The sequence below is a fragment of the Streptomyces sp. NPDC005303 genome, assembly GCF_040607335.1.
Classification (GTDB): Bacteria; Actinomycetota; Actinomycetes; order Streptomycetales; family Streptomycetaceae; genus Streptomyces.
Genome location: NZ_JBEXGM010000041.1, coordinates 18,898 through 36,933, shown reverse-complemented (window position 1 = coordinate 36,933; position 18,036 = coordinate 18,898). Strand labels below are relative to the sequence as shown.

Below are 18,036 nucleotides of genomic sequence, written 5' to 3'. Positions count from 1 at the left end.
GGGGTGCGTCATGAGAACCGTGCGCTTCGTCGCCCTCGGTGACTCCCTGTCCGAGGGCGTCGGCGATCCCGTCGGCGGGGGGTGGCGCGGTTGGGCCGCGCTGCTCGCCGACGGGCTCGCGGAGTCCGTGGAGTTCACCAAGCTCGCGGTGAGCGGGGCACAGACGCGGGATGTGCTGGAGCGGCAGCTGCCGGTGGGGTTGGGGTCGAGGCCGGATGTCGTCTCGGTCGTCGTCGGCGTCAACGACACCCTGCGCTGCACGTTCGACATCCATGCCGTGGCCGCGCGACTCGACGAGGTGTACGCGGCGTTCACCGAGCAGGGCGCCGTCCTGCTCACGGCGTGCCTGCCCGACCCGGGCACGATGCTCGGGCTGCCCGGCGCCCTGGCGCGTCCGCTGGCTCGGCGGCAGCGGGCGGTGAACGCGGTGGTCCACGCACTGTCCGAGCGGTACGGGGCGGTGCATCTGCATGCGGCCGAGGGGGCTTGGACCACCGAGCCCGCGATGTGGAGCGCGGACCGGTTGCATCCCAGCGAACGGGGGCACCGGCAACTGGCCCTGCGGTTCCATGCGGTGCTGGCCGAGCGGGGGGTGGCGACCGGGGTCGCGCCCTCGGCCGAGCCCGAGTTTCCGGCGCCCACGAGGTCGGCCAGTCTGTGGTGGCTGGCCACGGCGGGCACGGGGTGGGTGATGCGGCGGTGCACCGATCTGCTGCCTCAGCTTGCGACGCTCGCGGTGGACGAGATGCGGCATCGCGCGCGTGGGACGAGCGCGCGGCTTGATCTGCGGACGGCTCATGCGGTGTCCGCAGCACTGGCGGCGTTGTCCGTGCGGGAGCAGCGGGCCGAGGCGGCTTGAGCGCGTTGCCGAGGGCGGGGGCGGGTGCGCTCTGCTGATGCGTGGTGGCTGGTCGCGCGGTTCCGGCGCCCCTACGTGGGCTGCCGGCGTCCTACCTCCACAAAGCGCACCGGGATTCCCGGCACCGCCTGGGCCGCTGCTGAGAGGTCGGTCGCGCGGACCACTCCGATCACCGGGTAGCCGCCCGTGGTCGGGTGGTCGGCGAGGAAGACCACCGGCCTGCCGTTCGGCGGGACCTGGACCGCGCCCAGGACCATGCCCTCGCTGGGGAGTTCGCCCGGTCGGGCTCGCTCCAGGGCCGGGCCCTCCGTGCGCAGGCCGATGCGGTTGCTCGCCGAGGACACCTGGAAGGTGCGGGAGGTGAAAGCCCGTACCGCTTCCGGGGTGAACCAGTCGGCTCGTGGGCCCAGCGTGACGCGTAGGACGAGTTCCGCGGGGGGCGCAGGCTGCGGCGCGGTGTCCACGCGCGTGCGGAGCGGCGTCGGTGTGCCCAGGGGGAGTACCGCGCCGTCCGTGAGGGGGACCGGGCCCAGGCCCGACAGGAGGTCCGTGGAGCGGCTGCCCAGGACCGGCTCCACGGCGATTCCGCCGGAGACGGCGACATAGCTGCGTACGCCCTTCAGGGCGCTCCCGATGTCCAGGAGCGCCCCTGCCGGGACATGTACCGGTGCGCTCCAGGCCGCCGGACGCCCGTCGACCGTCACGGGGCAGGGGGCCCCTGTCACGGCGACGGTGACCGTCGAACGGGGGCGCAGCGCGCAGCCGTTGAGCGTGGTCTCCAGGACGGCTGCCCCGGGGCGGTTGCCGACCAGGCGGTTGGCGAGGTCGGCCGCCGGGCCGTCCAGGGCGCCCGAGCGGGGGACGCCGAGGTGGGCGTGGCCAGGGCGGCCCCGGTCCTGGACGGTGGTGAGTGCTCCGGCCCGGACGACGGAGAGGGCGCGGTCCGTCATGGCGCCTCCACGAAGCGCACCCGTGTCCCCGGCGACAGCAGTGCGGCCGGCACGCGCGCGTGGTCCCACAGAACGGCGTCCGTGGTCCCGATGAGCTGCCAGCCGCCCGGCGAGGAGCGCGGGTAGACGCCGGTGTACGGGCCCGCCAGCGCCACCGAGCCCGCCGGGACGGCCGTGCGTGGAGTGGCGCGGCGCGGGACGTCGTAGCGGGCGGGCAGGCCGGTGAGATAGCCGAAACCCGGAGCGAATCCGCAGAAGGCGACCGTGAACTCGGTCCCGGAGTGGATGCGGGCCACCTCCTCGGGGGACACGCCCCAGTGCGCGGCCACGTCGGCCAGGTCCGGGCCGTCGTAACGGACCCGGAGTTCGATCACCTCACGCGCGCGTGAGGGAGCCGGCGGTACCTCCGAGGAGGTGAGTTCGGCGGCCAGACCGGCCGGGTCGGCGAGGCCGTCCAGGAGGACCGTGCGGGCCGCGGGGACGATCTCGCGGACCGACAGCAAGCCCTCCGCGCGGCGCCGCACCAGCTCGGCGTGCAGCGCCTGGGCCTCCTCGCCCGAGGACATCTCGACGAGCAGGGCGCCGTCCCCGACCGGCAGCGTCCTCATACGAAGGCCTCCACCCGGATGCCCGAGGACTCCAGCCGCTCCCGGACCCGTCGGGCCAGCTCCACCGCGCCCGGTGTGTCCCCGTGCAGGCACAGGGAGCGGGCCCCGACCTCGATGCGGGCACCGGAGCGGGCGGTGACCACGCGGTCCCGGGCAAGGCCCAGCGAGCGCTCCACGACCGCCTCGGGGTCGGTGACCACCGCGCCCTCCTGACCGCGTGGCACCAGCGTGCCCTCCTCGGTGTAGGCACGGTCGGCGAAGGCCTCCGTGACCGCCTCCAGGCCCGCCTTGCCGGCGGCCTCCAGCAGACGCGAGCCGGGCAGGCCGAGCACCGGCAGCGTGGCATCGGCGAGCAGCACGCCGGCGACGACCGCGGCGGCCTGCTCCTCGTCGTGGACGACCCGGTTGTAGAGCGCGCCGTGCGGCTTGACGTACGACACGCGCGTGCCCGCCGCCCGAGCGAAGACCTCCAGGGCGCCGATCTGGTAGGCCACCTCGGCCGTCAGCTCGGCGGACGGCACGTCCATCGCGCGCCGCCCGAACCCCGCGAGGTCCCGGTAGGAGACCTGGGCGCCGATCCGGACCCCGCGCGCGGCCGCGAGCTCGCACACCCGCCGCATGGTGACCGGGTCCCCGGCGTGGAACCCGCAGGCCACGTTGGCGCTGGTGACGACGGACAGCAGTCGCTCGTCGTCGGTCAGCTGCCAGCGGCCGAAGCCCTCGCCGAGGTCGGCGTTCAGATCGATCGAGGTCATGTCGGTCTCGTGGCTCCTTTCAGATCGTCAAGAGGGCCGAGCGGTTCTCAGGCCACTCGATACTGCTCGTCGCGGGCGTCCGTCAGGAACATCTGCCCCGGCGCGTGGGTGAGGGCGAACGGCGGGCGCGAGGCCATCACCGCGGCCTGCGGGGTCACTCCGCAGGCCCAGAACACCGGGATGTCGTCCGGCTCGGCCTCCACCGGATCGCCGAAGTCGGGGCGGCCGAGGTCGTCGATGCCGAGCCCTGAGGGATCGCCGCAGTGCACGGGGCTGCCGTGCACGGCCGGGAGCAGACTGCTCTCCCTCAGCGCTGCCGCCAGGTGCTGCGGCGGCACCGGGCGCATGGAGACCACCATGGGTCCGTGCAGCCGCCCCGCGGGACGGCACTGTCGACTGGTCACGTACATGGGAACGTTCCGGCCCTGCTCGATGTGCCGGATCGGGACGCCCGCCTCCGAAAGTGCCCACTCGAAGGTGAAACTGCACCCGATCAGGAACGAAACGAGGTCGTCACGCCAGTGTGCGCGCACGTCCGTCGGCTCGTCCACCAGCACGCCGTCCTCCCACACCCGGTAGCGCGGAAGATCGGTGCGCAGATCGGCGCCCTCCGCGAGGACGGTGGTCCAGTCCCCGGCGTCCGTGACGTCGAGGACCGGGCACGGCTTGGGGTTGCGCTGGCAGAACAGCAGCATGTCGTACGCCCAGTCGGCGGGCACCGAGATCAGGTTGACCTGGGTGTGGCCGGCCGCGACCCCGGCGGTGGGGCCGGTCAGGCCCGCGCGGAAGCGGGCGCGTGCCTGGGCCGGGCTCCACGCGTGCGCGTGCTCGTCGACGAGGGTCGCGGGACGGTCTTCCGTGCGGTTCACGCGAGTTCCTTCCCACGGGTCTCCGGCAGCCCGAGCAGGGCCAGTGCGGCGATGCCGTAGCCGATGGCGCCGAAGACCAGCGCCCCGCCCACGCCCCAGCTGTCGGCGAGGAAGCCGACGGTGGTCGGGAAGACCGCGCCGACCGCCCGGCCCGCGTTGTAGGTGAAGCCCTGCCCCGAGCCGCGCACCGCCGTCGGATACAGCTCGCTCAGATAGGACCCGAAGCCGCTGAAGATCGCCGACATGCAGAACCCGAGGGGGAACCCGAGCACCAGGAGCCAGGTGTCGGCTCCGCTCGGGATGTTGCCGTAGGCCACGATGCAGACGGCCGACAGCAGCGCGAAGAGCCAGATGTTGCGCCGCCTGCCCAGCCGGTCGGTGAGGTAGCCCCCGGTCAGATAGCCGAGGAACGCGCCGGAGATCAGGAACGTCAGGTAGCCCCCGGTGCCGACGACCGACAGCCCTCGGTCGCTCTTGAGGTACGTCGGCACCCAGGTGGCGAGCGTGTAGTAACCGCCCTGGACTCCGGTGGACAGCAGCCCCGCGAAGATCGTCGTGCGCAGCAGGTCCGGCTTGAAGATCGCGGTGAACGACCCCTTCCCGGCGCTCTTCTCGCGTACCGCGATCGCCTCGGGGGCGTCCCGGACCTGGCGCCGCATCCAGACGACCAGCAGCGCGGGCAGCGCGCCGGTCCAGAACATCACGCGCCAGGCCGTGTCGGCGTCGAAGACCGAGAAGACCAGCGTGTACACGATCGCGGCCAGTGCCCAGCCCACGGCCCAGGAGCTCTGGATCGCGCCCAGGGTGCGGCCACGGTGCTTGGCGCTCGCGTACTCGGCGACCAGGATCGCGCCGACCGCCCACTCGCCGCCGAATCCGAAGCCCTGCAGGGCGCGGAAGACCAGCAGCGACTCGAAGTTCGGCGCGAAGCCGCAGGCCACGGTGAAGATCGCGTAGGTGACCACCGTGATCATCAGCGCCCTGACCCGGCCGGCCCGGTCGGCCAGCACCCCAGCCAGTGCCCCGCCGATGCCGGAGGCCAGCAGGGTGACGGTGGTGAAGAGACCGGTCTGGCCGCTGTCCAGGCCGAAGTAGGCGGCCAGCGCGACCATGCTCAGCGGGAGCGTGAAGTAGTCGTAGGAGTCGAGGGCGTAGCCGCCGAACGCACCGGCGAAGGCACGCCGGCCGCGCGGACCGAGGGCGCGGAACCAGCCCAAGGCCCCGTCTTCGGTGGGGCGTTCGGCCGCTGAGGGGTGATCGGGCAGGGTCTGTGGGGGCGGGGTCGTGCTCATGAGCACCTCGCAGTAGGAGGACGGAGGATGCGGAGCTGAACCGTGCGGTGTAGAGCAACGTAGAGGATCGTTCAACGATCCTTCAATACCCCTGTTGTTTCGTTCTCGTGTCTGCGGTTGAATTCCGGGCATGGCAGAGCAGCTGAGCGGACTGGCCGACGACCGCGCCCTCCTGGGCCGCACCAGCACGGCCGAGCGGGTCTCGGACATCCTCAGGAGCCGCATCGCCGAGGGCTACTTCCCACCCGGGACCCGGCTGTCGGAGGACAGCATCGGAGGAGCGCTGGGTGTGTCCCGCAACACACTGCGCGAGGCATTCCGGCTGCTCACGCACGAGCGTCTGCTCGTCCACGAACTGAACCGCGGGGTGTTCGTCCGGGTCCTGGCGGTCGAGGACGTCGAGGACATCTACCGCACCCGCGCGCTCGTGGAGTGCGCCGTCGTCCGCGGGCTCGGCGAACCGCCGTACGCCTTGGACGCGCTCGCCGAGGCGGTCGTGGAGGGGCAGCGGGCGGTCCGCGAAGGTGACTGGAAAACGCTGGGCACCGCCAACATCCACTTCCACCGCGAACTCGTCGCCCTCGCCGGCAGCGAACGCACCGACGAACTGATGCGCAGCGTCTTCGCCGAACTCCGCCTCGCCTTCCACGTGGTGGACGACCCCAAGGCCCTGCACGAGCCGTACCTGGCCCGGAACCAGCAGATCCTCGGGGCGCTTCAGGCGGGCGACAGGCAGGCGGCGGAGCGACTGCTCACCGTGTACCTCACCGACTCACTGCAGCGCGTGGTCGAGGTGTACAGGCGAAGGGTGGGTGAGGACACCTAGCCGGCGGCGCGTGGCTGTGTCGGTTCGCGGCTCCGCCGCGTGGGCGCGGCCGGCCCCCACCGGCCGGCACACGACGAACGACCGGTGGCCACCCGTCCGACCGCCGGAGGCGATCCGCGCCGTTTGGGGAGTTGTCAGACCGAGGACCTAGTCTGTGCACCGTGACTTCGCCTGCGACGACGGACAGCGTTCCGCCCCAGTTCAGCGCGGGGCCGCGCCCCGCCCAGGGCCCGGCCGCCGACGAGGGACTGGCGCGTCGGCTGCGTGCGCTCGCCTGCACCGCGCCGCTGCACGACCTCGACACGCGCAAGGCCAATCTCGCGGGCGAGTACTCGGTGTACGGCATGGCGGAGGTGGCTCTCGCCGCCATCGACCTGGTCACCCTGAACATGGACTTCGACACCGGCGCCGACCACGACCAGGTTGTGGCCCGCCTCATCCCGCGCATCGCCGCCCAGGCCCCGCAGCGGCCCGTCGCCGAGCACGAGCGCGTGGCCCGCTGGGTCCTGGAGAACCTGATCAACGTCGGCAGCGTCGACCGCGGTTTCCGCGCGGTCTACGGCACGTTCGCACCGGACGGGACCTATGTCCGGCGTGACTACGACTTCAAGCTGATCGAAGAGCTGCCGGGGCCCGGCGGCTCGGTGTACCTCCGGACCACCGACGAGGCGGTCAACGTCCTGGTCGGCGCCCTCGACACCGACGTCACCAGCGCCCAGATCGCCGCCGAGGTCAAGCTGGAGGTGCTGATCAGCCGCGGCCGCCTCGCCGACGCACAACTCGCCGCGGAACAGGCCCGGTACCGGACCGTGCAGTACTCGGAGACCCTTCGCCGGGCGCTGGACGCCACCCGGCGCAATGTCCGGGCCGTCGACTGGCTCAACTCCGTGCCCGACATGATCGCCGAGGCACTCGACCACGTCGCCGACCGGTACCGCCACGAGAACGCGATCCTGACCAACATCCGCAAGGCACGCGACGAGTCCGAGGACCCCGAGCAGAAGCGGCGGGCCGCCGAGCTCGTGGACATCGTCAAGGACTGCATCCGGCGCCACACCCAACTCCAGTCCAGGCTCCTGGAGGCGGGCCCCCTGTTCCGCGCCGAACAGGACCGGCAGGCCTTCGCCACACCGATGACAACGTCGGGGACGGACCTGTACGGCCACCTCTTCGCGCCGGTGCTGCCCCTGCCGTTGGAGCAGGCCACCCGGGTCACCGACGCGTTCTTCGCGCGCGGGACCGGGCTGCGGACGCCGGTGTCGGTCCGGGTGGGCGACCTCGTCGACATACTGCTGACGCCCCCGGCGGAACGGGAGCACCTGGGCGCGGAGATGCCGGAGCCGGACCTCATCGCCACGCCCGACGACAGCAGGTTCAGCGAGGAACAACTGGCCTCGGCGAAAGAGCTGCTGGACCTGCCGGCGGACGCTCCGCGACGACTGTCGGGACTGCTCGCGCAGGCCCGCCGGACCGGTGGGTTCGATCTCGCCTACCTCGTCGCCCTGTTGGCGATCCACGCGGCCAGCCCCGCCGTCGGCACCGCCTACCGGCAGGGCGAGGAGAAGCTCCTCTTCGCCGTGGACGACGGGACGGAACTGGATGATCCGGACTTCGGTGGCGCCGACCTCATCGTCGGCACAGCCCTGCTGGACGCCGCGGGGATGGCGGCGGACCGGACGGAAGCGGCATGAGCGAGGTCAGGCCGGGTGAAGGGGGCATCGGCGAGGTCAGGCCGGACGGAAGCAGTGTGAGCCGGCAAGAGCGTGACAAGGAGCCCCAGCCGTGAGTGAGCATGCCGAGTGGAGCGACCCGGAGGTCCCGACCCCGTCGGCGCCCGCCGCCGTCACCCCCGCCGACGCCGCCGACGCCGCGCGGCTCGTCGCCTTCGGGCTGCAGCCCAAACTGCAGCCCGCGCGGGACCAAGAGTACGCCGAACTGCTGCGGCGCTACCGGGAGGACCCGCCGTTCGCGCGGCTCGCCGACGCCGTCGCCGCCGGACTCGGACTGGTCGTCCTGGAGGTGTCCCCGCGCGCGGGGATGGCCGTGACCGCCGCCGAGGACTCCGTGTTCGCCGTCCGGATGGGGGACTACGCGCGTCGTACGTCCGCCGACGGCGGCGACCGGTTCCTGCACGGCCTCGCCCATCTCGCCGTGGCCGCCATGGCGTTCCCGCGGCCCGAGGACCTCGCCGACGACGGATACATCGGGCGCGTCTCGGTCAACGGCGTCGACGCCTTCGTACGACAGGCCTGCCGGCGTCTCGAGGAGCGGGCCGAGGAGGTGGGCGAGAACACCGACCCGGCCACAGACGCCCCGGGCCTCGAAGCGGCCTGGCGGATCTGGGCGAGACGCAGCGCGGCCGGTGCTACCAAGGACGCGCGCCGGCTCGCCGGGTCCACGACCGGCATCGTGGGCAAGGCCGCCGCCTTCCTCACCGACTCCGGCTTCCTCCAGCGCACCGGGGACGACAACGGCGGTACCTACCGGACCACGGCTCGCTACCAGCTCCAGGTGCGGGACATGGCCGGAAGCGCCGCCATGGCCGAGCTGCTGGAGCTGGGGGTCGTCCCGGTCACCGACGGCACGCCGACACTGCTGCCCCCCGAGGACGGCGACGACCTGGAGCTGGCGGCCGATGCCGGGCTGCCGTTCCACTCCTGAACTTCCCTGATCTGCCGAAGACTTACGAGAGTCCGCCATGTACGAGCTGTCCCGGGTCCGCCTCTACTCCATCGGTCCCGCAGGTGCGCGCTACGCCGACACCGTGCTTGACCTGCGCGGCGTGGGCGCGGAAGTGCCCGACCCCGCGCCCACCCAGGCGGAGTTCTTCGAGGAGGAGCCCGTCGGCCCGCCGCGTCGGCCCGCGCCCGCCGGAGTGCTCTTCCTGGAGAACGGCGGCGGCAAGTCCGTCCTGCTCAAGCTGATCTTCTCGGTGATGCTGCCGGGCCACCGGAACACGCTCGGCGGCGCCAGCTCCGGTGTGCTGCGCAAGTTCCTGCTGGCGGACGACTGCGGGCACGTGGCCCTGGAGTGGCAGCACACCCTGACCGGCGAGTGCGTCGTCGTCGGCAAGGTCAGCGAGTGGCGGGGACGCCAGGTCTCCAACGACCCGCGGAAGTTCGCCGAGGCCTGGTACTCGTTCCGGCCGGGACCGGGGCTCAGCCTCGACAACCTGCCCGTCGCCGAGTCCACCGCCGTACGGCCGCCCGCCGAGGGCCAGTCCGCCGCACAGGGCCGTCGCCGCACCATGAAGGGCTTCCGGGACGCCATCACCGAGGCGGGCAAGGCGTATCCGCACCTGGAGGTGCACTGGGAGGAGACCCACGACCGGTGGATCGAGCACCTCGGCGACCTCGGCCTGGACCCCGAACTCTTCCGCTACCAGCGGGAGATGAACGCCGACGAGGGCGAGGCCGCCGGCCTCTTCGCCGTGAAGAAGGACTCCGACTTCACCGACCTGCTGCTGCGCGCGGTGACCGACACCCGCGACACCGACGGGCTCGCCGACCTGGTCAGCGGCTTCGGCAACAAACTGGGGCGCCGCGCCGAACTCATCGCCGAACGGGACTTCACCGCGGGCTCCGTGGACCTGCTCGGCCGGATCGTCGAGGCCACCGAGGCGCGCTCACGCGCGCGGGACATCCACACGAGCGCCGAACGCCGTACCCGGACGCTCGCCCGACGGCTGTCCGCGCGGGGCGTCCAGGAGCGGGTACGGGCAGCGGACCTGGCCCAGCGGGTCACCGCGGCCGCCTACGCTGTCACACACGCCGAGGCGGGCCGCGAACGCAGTGCGCTGATCGCCGCCGAACTCGCCTACCGGCACGCCTCCCTGGCGCTCGCCGCCGCCGAGAAGTCGGCCGCGGCCCAGAAGCGCGAGCTCGCCGAAGCGCGCACCCTGCACTCCGCCTGGCAGGCCGCCGAGGCCGTCCTGCGCCACCGTGCCGCCGCCGACCGGGTCGCGCGCGTGGCCGCCGCCATCCAGGAGGCCGAGCGGGACGCGGCCCCGGCGCTCGCCGCCCGTGCCAAGGCCGCCGTCGACCTCGTACGGGCCCTGCACGCGGCCGCCGAGAGGGCCGAGACGCTCGCCAACGAGGAGGAGGAGCGGTCCGCCGCTCTTCAGGAGGTCAGCGAGTCGGCCCACCGGGACGCCACTTCGGCCGCCACCGATGCGCAGCGCGCCCGCAGCGAGATCGGCCATCTGCGCCAGCGGCTGAGCGAGGTCGAGCAGGAGACCGTCGAGGCAGTGCGCGCGGGCTGGCTCGACGACAGCGCCCCCGACGCCGACCCCGCCCGCGCGGCCCTCGCCGCGAGCGACGCCGAGAAGACGGCCGTGGCCGCCTGGGACAGCGCACGCGAGGTCTCTCACCGGGCCGCCGAGCACGCGCGCGAGGCGGCCGCCGCCGAAGCCCGCGCGGAGCTCACGGCCGCCCGCGCGGAGGACGCGGCCACGGCGGCCGCCCGGTCCTACGAGGCCGAACGGCGCCTCGCCGAGGGACTGGCGGGGGAGGAGCGGCTGGCGGAGCTGCTGAGCCTGACCGGCACCTCCGCGAGCGTGCCGGGACCGCGCACCGGGGCCGAGGGCACGAAGACGAACGGCACGGCCGGGCGCGAGGGTGCCGTCGGCGGGGCAGATCCGCACGTCGACTCCATGGGTGCTCTCGCCGACGCCGGTCTCACCCCCGAGGATCTCGACCGGTTCGCCGACGAACTGCGTGAGCTGCTCGACGACTCCGTCTCGTCGGCCGAACGCCAGCTCTTCGAACTGCGTACGGCCGCCGCCGACGACTCCCGGATCCTCGGCGCGCTCGGTGACGGCGGTCTGCTGCCACCGGGACCGGACGTGCTGGCCACGGTGGAGTTCCTCGGGGAGAACGGCATCCCCGCCCTGCCCGGCTGGCGCTACCTCGCCCAGGCGGTCGACCCCGCCGACCACGCGCGTGTGCTGGCAGCCCGGCCCGAGCTGGTCGACGGTGTGATCATCACCGACCCCGCCACACACGCGCGAGCCCGCGAGGCACTCAACGACGCGGCCCTGCTTCCGCGCTCCGCCGTCGCCGTGGGCACGGCCGCCGCTCTGCTGGCACCGACACCGGCGACCGATTCCCGGAGCACCGACGTCTTCCTCGTACCGCCGAACCCGGCCATGCACGACGAGCACGCCGCCGACGAGGAACGCCAGGCGCTGCGCGCGCGGGCCGGGGAGCGGGACGAGGAGATCCGGTCGCTCGCGGCGCGCCTCGGCAAGGACCGTGAACTGACCGCCCGGCTCGCCTCCTGGCGCACCGGGTGTCCGGCCGGCCGGCTCGTCGAGCTGGCGCAGGCCGCGCGGGACACGCGTGTGTTCGCCGAGGAGTCGGAGGCCGAGCTGGCCAAGGCGCGCACGGTGCGGGCCGAGGCCGACGAGGCCGCCGCCGAGGCCGCGCAGACACGTGACGAGCGACAGGAGGCCGCCCAGAAGGCCCGGCGCGCCGCCGATGCCCTCGCCGGGCTCGCCTACCGGCTGCGCGAGCGGGCCGGCTGGCAGGCCAAGTTGCGCGAACTGGCCGACGAGGCCACCGAGTCGGAGGCTCGTGCCCAGACCTGTCTGGACCGCGCCCGGGCCGCGGACGAGGACCGGCGCGGTGCCCAACGGGCCGCCGACGACGCCCGCCGCACCGCGCGTGCGCTGCGTGCCGAGCGCGCCGAGATCGCCGGCGCCCCCGACGACGTACCGGACAGCGACCCGGATGCCTCCAAGGCGTCCCTGCCCGCGCTCCGCGAGGCCTACCGGGCCGCCTCCCAGCTGTACGAGAAGGTGGGGGTCGGCGCCGACCTGCGGGCCGAGCAGGCTCGGGCGGAGAGCGACGAGAGCGCGGCCCTCACCGAGCTGGACCGGCTGAGCAACAAAGTCCGCACCCGCGCGGAGCAGTTGCTCCAGTCGCCCGGCGGGTCCGACGGGCCCTCCCGGCAGGCCGCCGCCGCCCGCGCGGAGGAACTGGTGCAGCTCCTGGAGACCCGGATGTCGACCGCGAGCGAGCAGCTGGGGCGCCTGCGCGGTGAGGCCGAGCGGCACGCTCCCGAGGACGGCGAGGCGCACACCGAGCTGTCGCAGGAGCTGGAGCCGCGCGACGCCGAGCACGCCCAGGCCCTGTTGCGCACGGCCACCGCCGAACTGGCCTCCCGCACCGAGGCGTTGGCGCAGGCCCGAGAGGCGCACGCGGAGCTGCTCGGCTCCCACCGGGCCGCCGAGGACGCGGCAGGCGGCTTCGACGAGATCGCCGCGATGCTGCGCGACCTGCTGCGCGAGCACGCCATGGAGGACGAGCACGACGAGCAGGAGCCGTACCCGGGAAGCCCCGAGGAGGCCCGGCAGGCCGCCGCCGAGGCCCGCCGGTCCCTGCGTGGCTGCGCCGCCGACCTCTCCGCCGCCGAGTCCGCCGTGCGCGAGGCCGGCGACGTACTCGTCCGGCACGCCAACTCCACGCGCTACGAGCAGGTCCGCACCCCCGCGCGCCAGCAGATCCGTGAGTTGCCCGCGTCCGCGCTGCCCGAGCACGCGCAGAAGTGGGCCGACGCCTTCGCGCCCCGACTGAGGGTGCTGACCGACGAGTTGGCGCAGCTGGAGCGGAACCGGGACTCGATCGTGGACCGGCTGCGGGGGCTCGTGGAGTCCGCGCTCGCCACCCTCAGGTCCGCACAGCGGCTGTCCCGGCTGCCGGAGGGACTCGGCGAGTGGTCCGGGCAGGAGTTCCTGCGGATCCGCTTCGAGGAACCCGATCAGGCGACGCTGACCGAGCGGCTCGGCGAGGTCATCGACGAGGCGACCAGGGCCGCGGTGAAGAAGAACTCCGACCTGCGGCGTGACGGAATGTCCCTGCTGCTGCGCGGAGTCGGGGCGGCGCTCCAGCCCCGAGGGGTGGCCGTGGAGATCCTCAAGCCGGACGCCGTGCTGCGCGCCGAGCGGGTGCCCGTCGGACAGATGGGAGACGTGTTCTCCGGCGGTCAGCTGCTGACGGCGGCCATCGCGCTGTACTGCACGATGGCCGCCCTGCGGTCAAACGACCGGGGCCGGGACAAGCACCGGCACGCCGGCACGCTGTTCCTGGACAACCCGATCGGCCGCGCCAACGCGACCTATCTGCTGGAGCTCCAGCGGGCGGTGTCGGACGCGCTGGGTGTCCAACTCCTGTACACCACGGGCCTGTTCGACACGACGGCACTGGCCGAATTCCCCCTGGTCATCCGCCTGCGCAATGACGCGGACCTCAGGGCCGGCCTGAAGTACATCAGCGTGGAGGAACACCTGCGCCCGGGCCTGCCGCAGCAGCCGCAGGCGGACGAGGCGGGGCACAGTGAGATCACGGCAACCCGGATGTTCAAGCGTCCGGCGCCCGCGACTCCGTGATCCGACGCCCACCACCGTGTAAGGGCCGCGGGGCCGCATCCGGTACGCGGCTCCGCCGGGGTGGGCACACTCGCCGGGTTCAGGAGTGGGACAGCCGTCCCGCCCTGCCGCCCTGCCGTTGCATCCGCTCCTGGGCCCGCTCCGTGAGCCGCGCCTGCCGCCGAGCCTTGCGCCGCTCACGCCGCAGCGCACGCGCGGTGCTGCTCGGGGTCGACACCACGCCGTGGCGCTGGTTCCACACCTGGCGGGTCACCCAGACGTCCAGGGCGCCCCAGGTGGCCACCACCGTGCTGGCCACGCTGCTCAGCACCATCGGGAACGCCAGCCACGAGCCGGCGAGGGTGCACAAGAAGGCCACCATCGCCTGAAGCAGGGTCACCGCGATGATGAGCACCGCCCGGACCGCGGAGGTCCGCACCGGATCCGGCAGCCGACGCCTGCGCGCGGGCTCCTCGACCCACAATGGCCGGTACGGCTCCTCCCGGGCCGCGGTGCGCCTGCGCGCCACGTCCGGCTTCACCGGTATGTCGGGACCCCGTGCCTCGGTGCGCCGGTGCGCCGCCGGACTCGCTGTCGTCACGCCGATTCCCGGCGCCTCCTGCCGTTCCGCCGTGCCCATCACCGTGTCACTCCCCACCGCCGGCAGACCCTCGTCCCGGTGTCCGTGAACCGGGCTTCCAGGGTGACTGCCCGGCTTGCGCTGCTTTATGCCGCCCAGTTGCAGATGCGGCTCCTGTGGCCGAATCCACCGCCATTTCCCGAAGAGAAGGACGAACAAGACCCCTTCAAGATTCCCCCACGACGTCAAAGAAACGAAAAAATTCAGCCAACCGCCCGTCTCGGCCGGTCGGTTCCGGTCCGACATGGACTACCTGGTCGCAGGAGGCAATCTCCCGCAATGGGAGGACAACTCCCCATGTCTCGATTCCGGAGCGGAAGTTCGTGTTCCGGACGCAACTTCGAGTTACGCGTGCGTCGGTAGTAGGCTCGCGCCGTTTGTTGACGTACATGTGTACCCCCGGCCGGCGGGGGTCGAGCTGGGGGAGGCCATGCGCTTTCGCGGGAAGTCCATCCGCCGGAAGATCGTGGCGCTGCTTCTCGTGCCGCTGGTGTCCCTGATCGCGGTGTGGGGCTTCGCCACGGCGCTGACGGGACGTGAGGTCGCCCAGCTCTTCCAGGTGTCGACCGTCACGGAGAAGCTCGGTTATCCCATCGAGGACACCGTGCGCGTGCTCCAGCAGGAACGCCGCCAGACGCTCGTCTACCTGGCCGATCCACGCGCCTCGGACGCCCTGTCCGCGCTGCGCAGCACGAGGAGCGCCACGGACGACGCCATCGCCAAGGTCCGCGGCAACGCACGCGATCCCGATGTCCGCGACGGCATGGACCAGGACGACGACGAACGCCTCACCGCCGTCCTGGACGCCTTCGACGGCATCGACGCGCTGCGCCGCACTGTCGAGGACGGCACCGTCTCCAGGCTCCAGGCCCTCGACCAGTACAACCGCCTGGTCGACCCCGCCTACGCGCTCCTCGCCACCCTCGACGGCATCGACAACGTCGAACTGGACAAGCAGGCACGGGCGTTGGTCAACATCACCCGGGCCCGCGAACTGCTCTCCCGCGAGGACGCCCTCCTCGGTTCCGCCCTCGTGGTGGGCAAGCTCACCCGCGACGAGATCCGTGACGTCTCCGCCCTCGTCGCCCAGCGGACCCTGATGTACGACGTCAGCCTGGGCGTCCTGCCGGCCTCGGAACGCGAGCGCTACGAGCGCTTCTGGAAGAACGCCGGCACCGCCCCGCTGCGCTCCGCCGAACAGTCCGTCTCCACCGCGGAGCCCGGCACCACCGGCAGCGTCAGCGCCAAGAGCTGGGACGCCGCGGCGGGCAATGTGCTCGACGAACTCGCCAAGCTCGACGACCAGGCGGGCGACCGCCTCCAGGACCGCGTCCGCCCGGACGCGATGGGCGTCATCATCAAGGCCGCCGCCGTCGGCGTCCTCGGCCTGATCGCCCTGCTCTTCTCACTCGTTCTCTCCGTGCGGGTCGGCCGCGGCCTCATCCGCGACCTGAGGCAACTGCGGCTGGAGGCCCACGAGGCCTCCGGCGTACGGCTGCCCAGTGTGATGCGCCGCCTCTCCGTGGGCGAACAGGTCGACATCGAGACCGAGGTCCCCCGCCTGGAGTACGACAAGAACGAGATGGGCGAGGTCGGCCAGGCCCTCAACACCCTCCAGCGCGCCGCCGTGGAAGCCGCCGTCAAACAGGCCGAGTTGCGCGCCGGCGTCTCCGAGGTCTTCGTCAACCTCGCCCGGCGCAGCCAGGTCCTGCTGCACAAGCAGCTCACCCTGCTCGACACCATGGAGCGCCGCACCGAGGACACCGACGAACTCGCCGACCTGTTCCGCCTCGACCACCTGACGACCCGTATGCGCCGGCACGCCGAGGGCCTGGTGATCCTCTCCGGCGCCGCCCCCTCCCGGCAGTGGCGCAAACCCGTCCAGCTCATGGACGTCGTGCGCGCCGCCGTCGCCGAGGTCGAGGACTACGAGCGCATCGAGGTGCGCAGGCTGCCCAGGGTGGCCGTGACCGGCCCGGCCGTCGCGGACCTCACGCATCTCGTGGCCGAACTCCTGGAGAACGCCACGGTGTTCTCCCCGCCGCACACCGCCGTCCAGGTCCTGGGCGAGCGCGTCGCCAACGGCTTCACCCTGGAGATCCACGACCGCGGACTCGGCATGGCCGCCGACGCGCTGCTGGACGCCAACCTCCGGCTCGCCGAGACACCGGAGTTCGAGCTCTCCGACACCGACCGGCTGGGGCTGTTCGTGGTCAGCCGGCTCGCCCAGCGACAGAACGTCAGGGTCTCCCTGCAGCCTTCGCCGTACGGCGGCACGACGGCGGTCGTCTTCATCCCCGACGCGCTGCTGACCGACGACGTCCCCGACACCAACGGCATCGGTTTCCGCCTCGACCGCCCCCGGCCGTCGAAGGAGGCCGAGCTGGAGCAGGCCCAGCGGGTCTCGCTCACCAGGGGGCCGGCCCAGCTGCCGCCCGCGATCCTGGACGGCCCGGTCGAACTGGAGGCTCCCGTCGACCTGGACACCCTGGGCGACCTCCCGGACGTACTCGAATCCGAGGACAGTGAGCACGGCGGACTGTTCCGGCCGCGCCGCTCCCTGGCCCAGGTCGACGACGAAGTCCCCGGAACCGTCGGGGCGGACCTCGGCGACGACGGGCCGGGTGCCCCGGTGTCGCTGTCCCGCCGCCGGACCCCCAAGCTGGTCAGCTCCCACGGACGTCCGGTCACCGACGAGCGGACGGGACGCGAGGACAGGGACCTGCCGTCGGCGCTGGGCCCGGGCGCGTCCCGGTCGCAGAGCACCCCCTCGGCGGGACCCGCGCGCTCCGAACCGCCGACCCTGCCGAGCCGCCGCCGTGCCGCGGCACTGCGCCGGAGCACCGGCGTGGCCGACCGTCTGGACGAGCTGACGCAGACACCGGCCTCGTCGGCGTCCCCGAGTCGTGAACTCGGCGGGGCCCCTGGGTCCCCGGCTCTGCCCCGGCGCACCCGGCGTGCCGAGATCGCGTCGAGCGGCCCGGCCGCGGACGACTCCGCCACCGGTGGGCCGAGGCCGGGTACGTCCCCACTCGGCGCCGTGGGTCCGGCCGTGGACGCCCTCGGAAGGGACGGCGCTGCCGACCCCGCCCCTGACGGCGTCGTACGGCCCGGCTGGGGCGATTCCACCCGCGGTGCCTCTGGAGCATCCGGCTCGGGCAGGCCGCCACTCGGCGCCGCCCGTGGGCCGGTCGAGGCGGACTCCGGTACCGCTCCGCTGCCGCGCCGCGTACGACAGGCCAACCTTGCCCCGCAGCTCAAGCAGGCCCCGGAGCGGCGCCCCCAGAACCAGGCGGAGCCCGCCGAGCGGGACGCCGACGAGGTACGCAGCCGAATGGCCTCGCTCCAACGGGGCTGGCAGCGCGGCCGTGAGGAGAACGCCGAGGGCGACGACCCGTCCGGCGGCACAGCACCACAACGAACGACTAAGGGGGACGGTCGATGACCGCACCGAAGGCGACCGACAAGTCCGGCGAGCTCAACTGGCTCCTCGACGACCTGGTGGAGCGCGTGGAGAGCATCCGCAAGGCCCTGGTGCTCTCCAGCGACGGCCTCCCGACCGGCGTGTCCAAGGACTTGACCCGCGAGGACAGCGAGCACCTGGCCGCGGTGGCGTCCGGGTTCCACAGCCTGGCCAAGGGCGTGGGCCGGCACTTCGAGGCGGGCAGCGTCCGGCAGACGGTCGTGGAACTGGACGACGCGTTCCTGTTCGTGACGGCCGCGGGTGACGGCAGCTGCCTCGCCGTCCTCTCGGACGCCGACTCGGACGTGGGTCTCGTCGCGTACGAGATGACGCTCCTGGTCAAGCGGGTCGGTGCGCATCTCGGTGCCGCCCCGCGCACCGATCTGCCTCAGGGCGGGTAGTGAGATG

The 18,036-nt window shown here is 72.9% G+C and carries 13 protein-coding genes; 7 read left to right on the top strand and 6 right to left on the bottom strand.

From position 1 onward, the window contains the following. The first annotated feature begins 10 nt into the window (after positions 1–10). Positions 11–859: an SGNH/GDSL hydrolase family protein gene (locus ABZT93_RS35800; RefSeq protein WP_356112549.1), complete on the top strand. Its 849-nt coding sequence runs from the start codon at positions 11–13 to the stop codon at positions 857–859. A 71-nt stretch (positions 860–930) separates the two neighbouring features. Here the strand turns inward: ABZT93_RS35800 and ABZT93_RS35795 are convergent, their stop codons facing one another. The 5 genes from ABZT93_RS35795 to ABZT93_RS35775 are packed head-to-tail and all read right to left on the bottom strand — an operon-like array spanning position 931 to position 5,333. After that, positions 931–1,809, bottom strand: a complete 879-nt coding sequence (locus ABZT93_RS35795) for a biotin-dependent carboxyltransferase family protein (RefSeq protein WP_356112547.1) — start codon at positions 1,807–1,809, stop codon at positions 931–933. Next, positions 1,806–2,417 carry a 5-oxoprolinase subunit PxpB gene (gene pxpB / locus ABZT93_RS35790; RefSeq protein WP_356112545.1) on the bottom strand — a complete coding sequence of 204 codons (612 nt, stop codon included), beginning with the start codon at positions 2,415–2,417 and terminating at the stop codon, positions 1,806–1,808. Before pxpB ends, ABZT93_RS35795 begins: the two co-directional genes overlap by 4 nt. After that, positions 2,414–3,172 carry a 5-oxoprolinase subunit PxpA gene (locus ABZT93_RS35785; protein ID WP_356112543.1) on the bottom strand — a complete coding sequence of 253 codons (759 nt, stop codon included), beginning with the start codon at positions 3,170–3,172 and terminating at the stop codon, positions 2,414–2,416. The genes pxpB and ABZT93_RS35785 overlap by 4 nt, the downstream gene beginning before the upstream one ends. 47 nt (positions 3,173–3,219) lie before the next feature. Further along, positions 3,220–4,041 (bottom strand): putative hydro-lyase, encoded by an 822-nt coding sequence (locus ABZT93_RS35780; protein WP_356112541.1) that lies wholly within the window; start codon positions 4,039–4,041, stop codon positions 3,220–3,222. After that, positions 4,038–5,333 (bottom strand): MFS transporter, encoded by a 1,296-nt coding sequence (locus tag ABZT93_RS35775; RefSeq protein ID WP_356112539.1) that lies wholly within the window; start codon positions 5,331–5,333, stop codon positions 4,038–4,040. The genes ABZT93_RS35780 and ABZT93_RS35775 overlap by 4 nt, the downstream gene beginning before the upstream one ends. A 130-nt stretch (positions 5,334–5,463) precedes the next feature. Between ABZT93_RS35775 and ABZT93_RS35770 the strand changes: the two genes are divergently transcribed. The 4 genes from ABZT93_RS35770 to ABZT93_RS35755 all read left to right on the top strand — a co-directional run bounded on the left by ABZT93_RS35770 (position 5,464) and on the right by ABZT93_RS35755 (position 13,546). Further along, the gene (locus ABZT93_RS35770; protein WP_356112537.1) at positions 5,464–6,159 is read left to right on the top strand and encodes a GntR family transcriptional regulator; all 696 of its coding nucleotides are present in this window, start codon (positions 5,464–5,466) and stop codon (positions 6,157–6,159) included. A 161-nt stretch (positions 6,160–6,320) separates the two neighbouring features. Beyond that, a complete protein-coding gene (locus tag ABZT93_RS35765) occupies positions 6,321–7,850 on the top strand; it encodes a hypothetical protein (protein ID WP_356112536.1) in 1,530 nt (509 codons plus the stop codon). Between the two features lie 91 nt (positions 7,851–7,941). Further along, positions 7,942–8,820: a hypothetical protein gene (locus ABZT93_RS35760; protein WP_356112534.1), complete on the top strand. Its 879-nt coding sequence runs from the start codon at positions 7,942–7,944 to the stop codon at positions 8,818–8,820. 37 nt (positions 8,821–8,857) lie between these two features. Further along, entirely contained in the window at positions 8,858–13,546 is a 4,689-nt protein-coding gene (locus ABZT93_RS35755) for a hypothetical protein (protein ID WP_356112532.1), read from the top strand. Between the two features lie 79 nt (positions 13,547–13,625). Here ABZT93_RS35755 and ABZT93_RS35750 read toward each other — a convergent pair whose 3' ends face one another. After that, positions 13,626–14,165 (bottom strand): hypothetical protein, encoded by a 540-nt coding sequence (locus ABZT93_RS35750; RefSeq protein ID WP_356112530.1) that lies wholly within the window; start codon positions 14,163–14,165, stop codon positions 13,626–13,628. Positions 14,166–14,595: 430 nt separating this feature from the next. Here ABZT93_RS35750 and ABZT93_RS35745 point away from each other — a divergent pair, with 430 nt between their 5' ends. Both ABZT93_RS35745 and ABZT93_RS35740 read left to right on the top strand, forming a co-directional pair. Then, on the top strand, positions 14,596–17,610 hold the full coding sequence (locus tag ABZT93_RS35745) for a nitrate- and nitrite sensing domain-containing protein (RefSeq protein ID WP_356112528.1): 3,015 nt from the start codon (positions 14,596–14,598) through the stop codon (positions 17,608–17,610). After that, on the top strand, positions 17,607–18,029 hold the full coding sequence (locus ABZT93_RS35740) for a roadblock/LC7 domain-containing protein (protein WP_356112526.1): 423 nt from the start codon (positions 17,607–17,609) through the stop codon (positions 18,027–18,029). The genes ABZT93_RS35745 and ABZT93_RS35740 overlap by 4 nt, the downstream gene beginning before the upstream one ends. The last annotated feature ends 7 nt before the right edge of the window (positions 18,030–18,036 follow it).

What these genes read in the sequence shown, in the direction of transcription:
- ABZT93_RS35750 (WP_356112530.1), bottom strand. Translation starts at nt 14,165, where the DNA reads ATGGGCACGGCGGAACGGCAGGAGGCGCCGGGAATCGGCGTGACGACA.
- ABZT93_RS35745 (WP_356112528.1), top strand. Translation starts at nt 14,596, where the DNA reads ATGCGCTTTCGCGGGAAGTCCATCCGCCGGAAGATCGTGGCGCTGCTT.
- ABZT93_RS35800 (WP_356112549.1), top strand. Translation starts at nt 11, where the DNA reads ATGAGAACCGTGCGCTTCGTCGCCCTCGGTGACTCCCTGTCCGAGGGC.
- ABZT93_RS35795 (WP_356112547.1), bottom strand. Translation starts at nt 1,809, where the DNA reads ATGACGGACCGCGCCCTCTCCGTCGTCCGGGCCGGAGCACTCACCACC.
- pxpB (WP_356112545.1), bottom strand. Translation starts at nt 2,417, where the DNA reads ATGAGGACGCTGCCGGTCGGGGACGGCGCCCTGCTCGTCGAGATGTCC.
- ABZT93_RS35775 (WP_356112539.1), bottom strand. Translation starts at nt 5,333, where the DNA reads ATGAGCACGACCCCGCCCCCACAGACCCTGCCCGATCACCCCTCAGCG.
- ABZT93_RS35770 (WP_356112537.1), top strand. Translation starts at nt 5,464, where the DNA reads ATGGCAGAGCAGCTGAGCGGACTGGCCGACGACCGCGCCCTCCTGGGC.
- ABZT93_RS35785 (WP_356112543.1), bottom strand. Translation starts at nt 3,172, where the DNA reads ATGACCTCGATCGATCTGAACGCCGACCTCGGCGAGGGCTTCGGCCGC.
- ABZT93_RS35755 (WP_356112532.1), top strand. Translation starts at nt 8,858, where the DNA reads ATGTACGAGCTGTCCCGGGTCCGCCTCTACTCCATCGGTCCCGCAGGT.
- ABZT93_RS35740 (WP_356112526.1), top strand. Translation starts at nt 17,607, where the DNA reads ATGACCGCACCGAAGGCGACCGACAAGTCCGGCGAGCTCAACTGGCTC.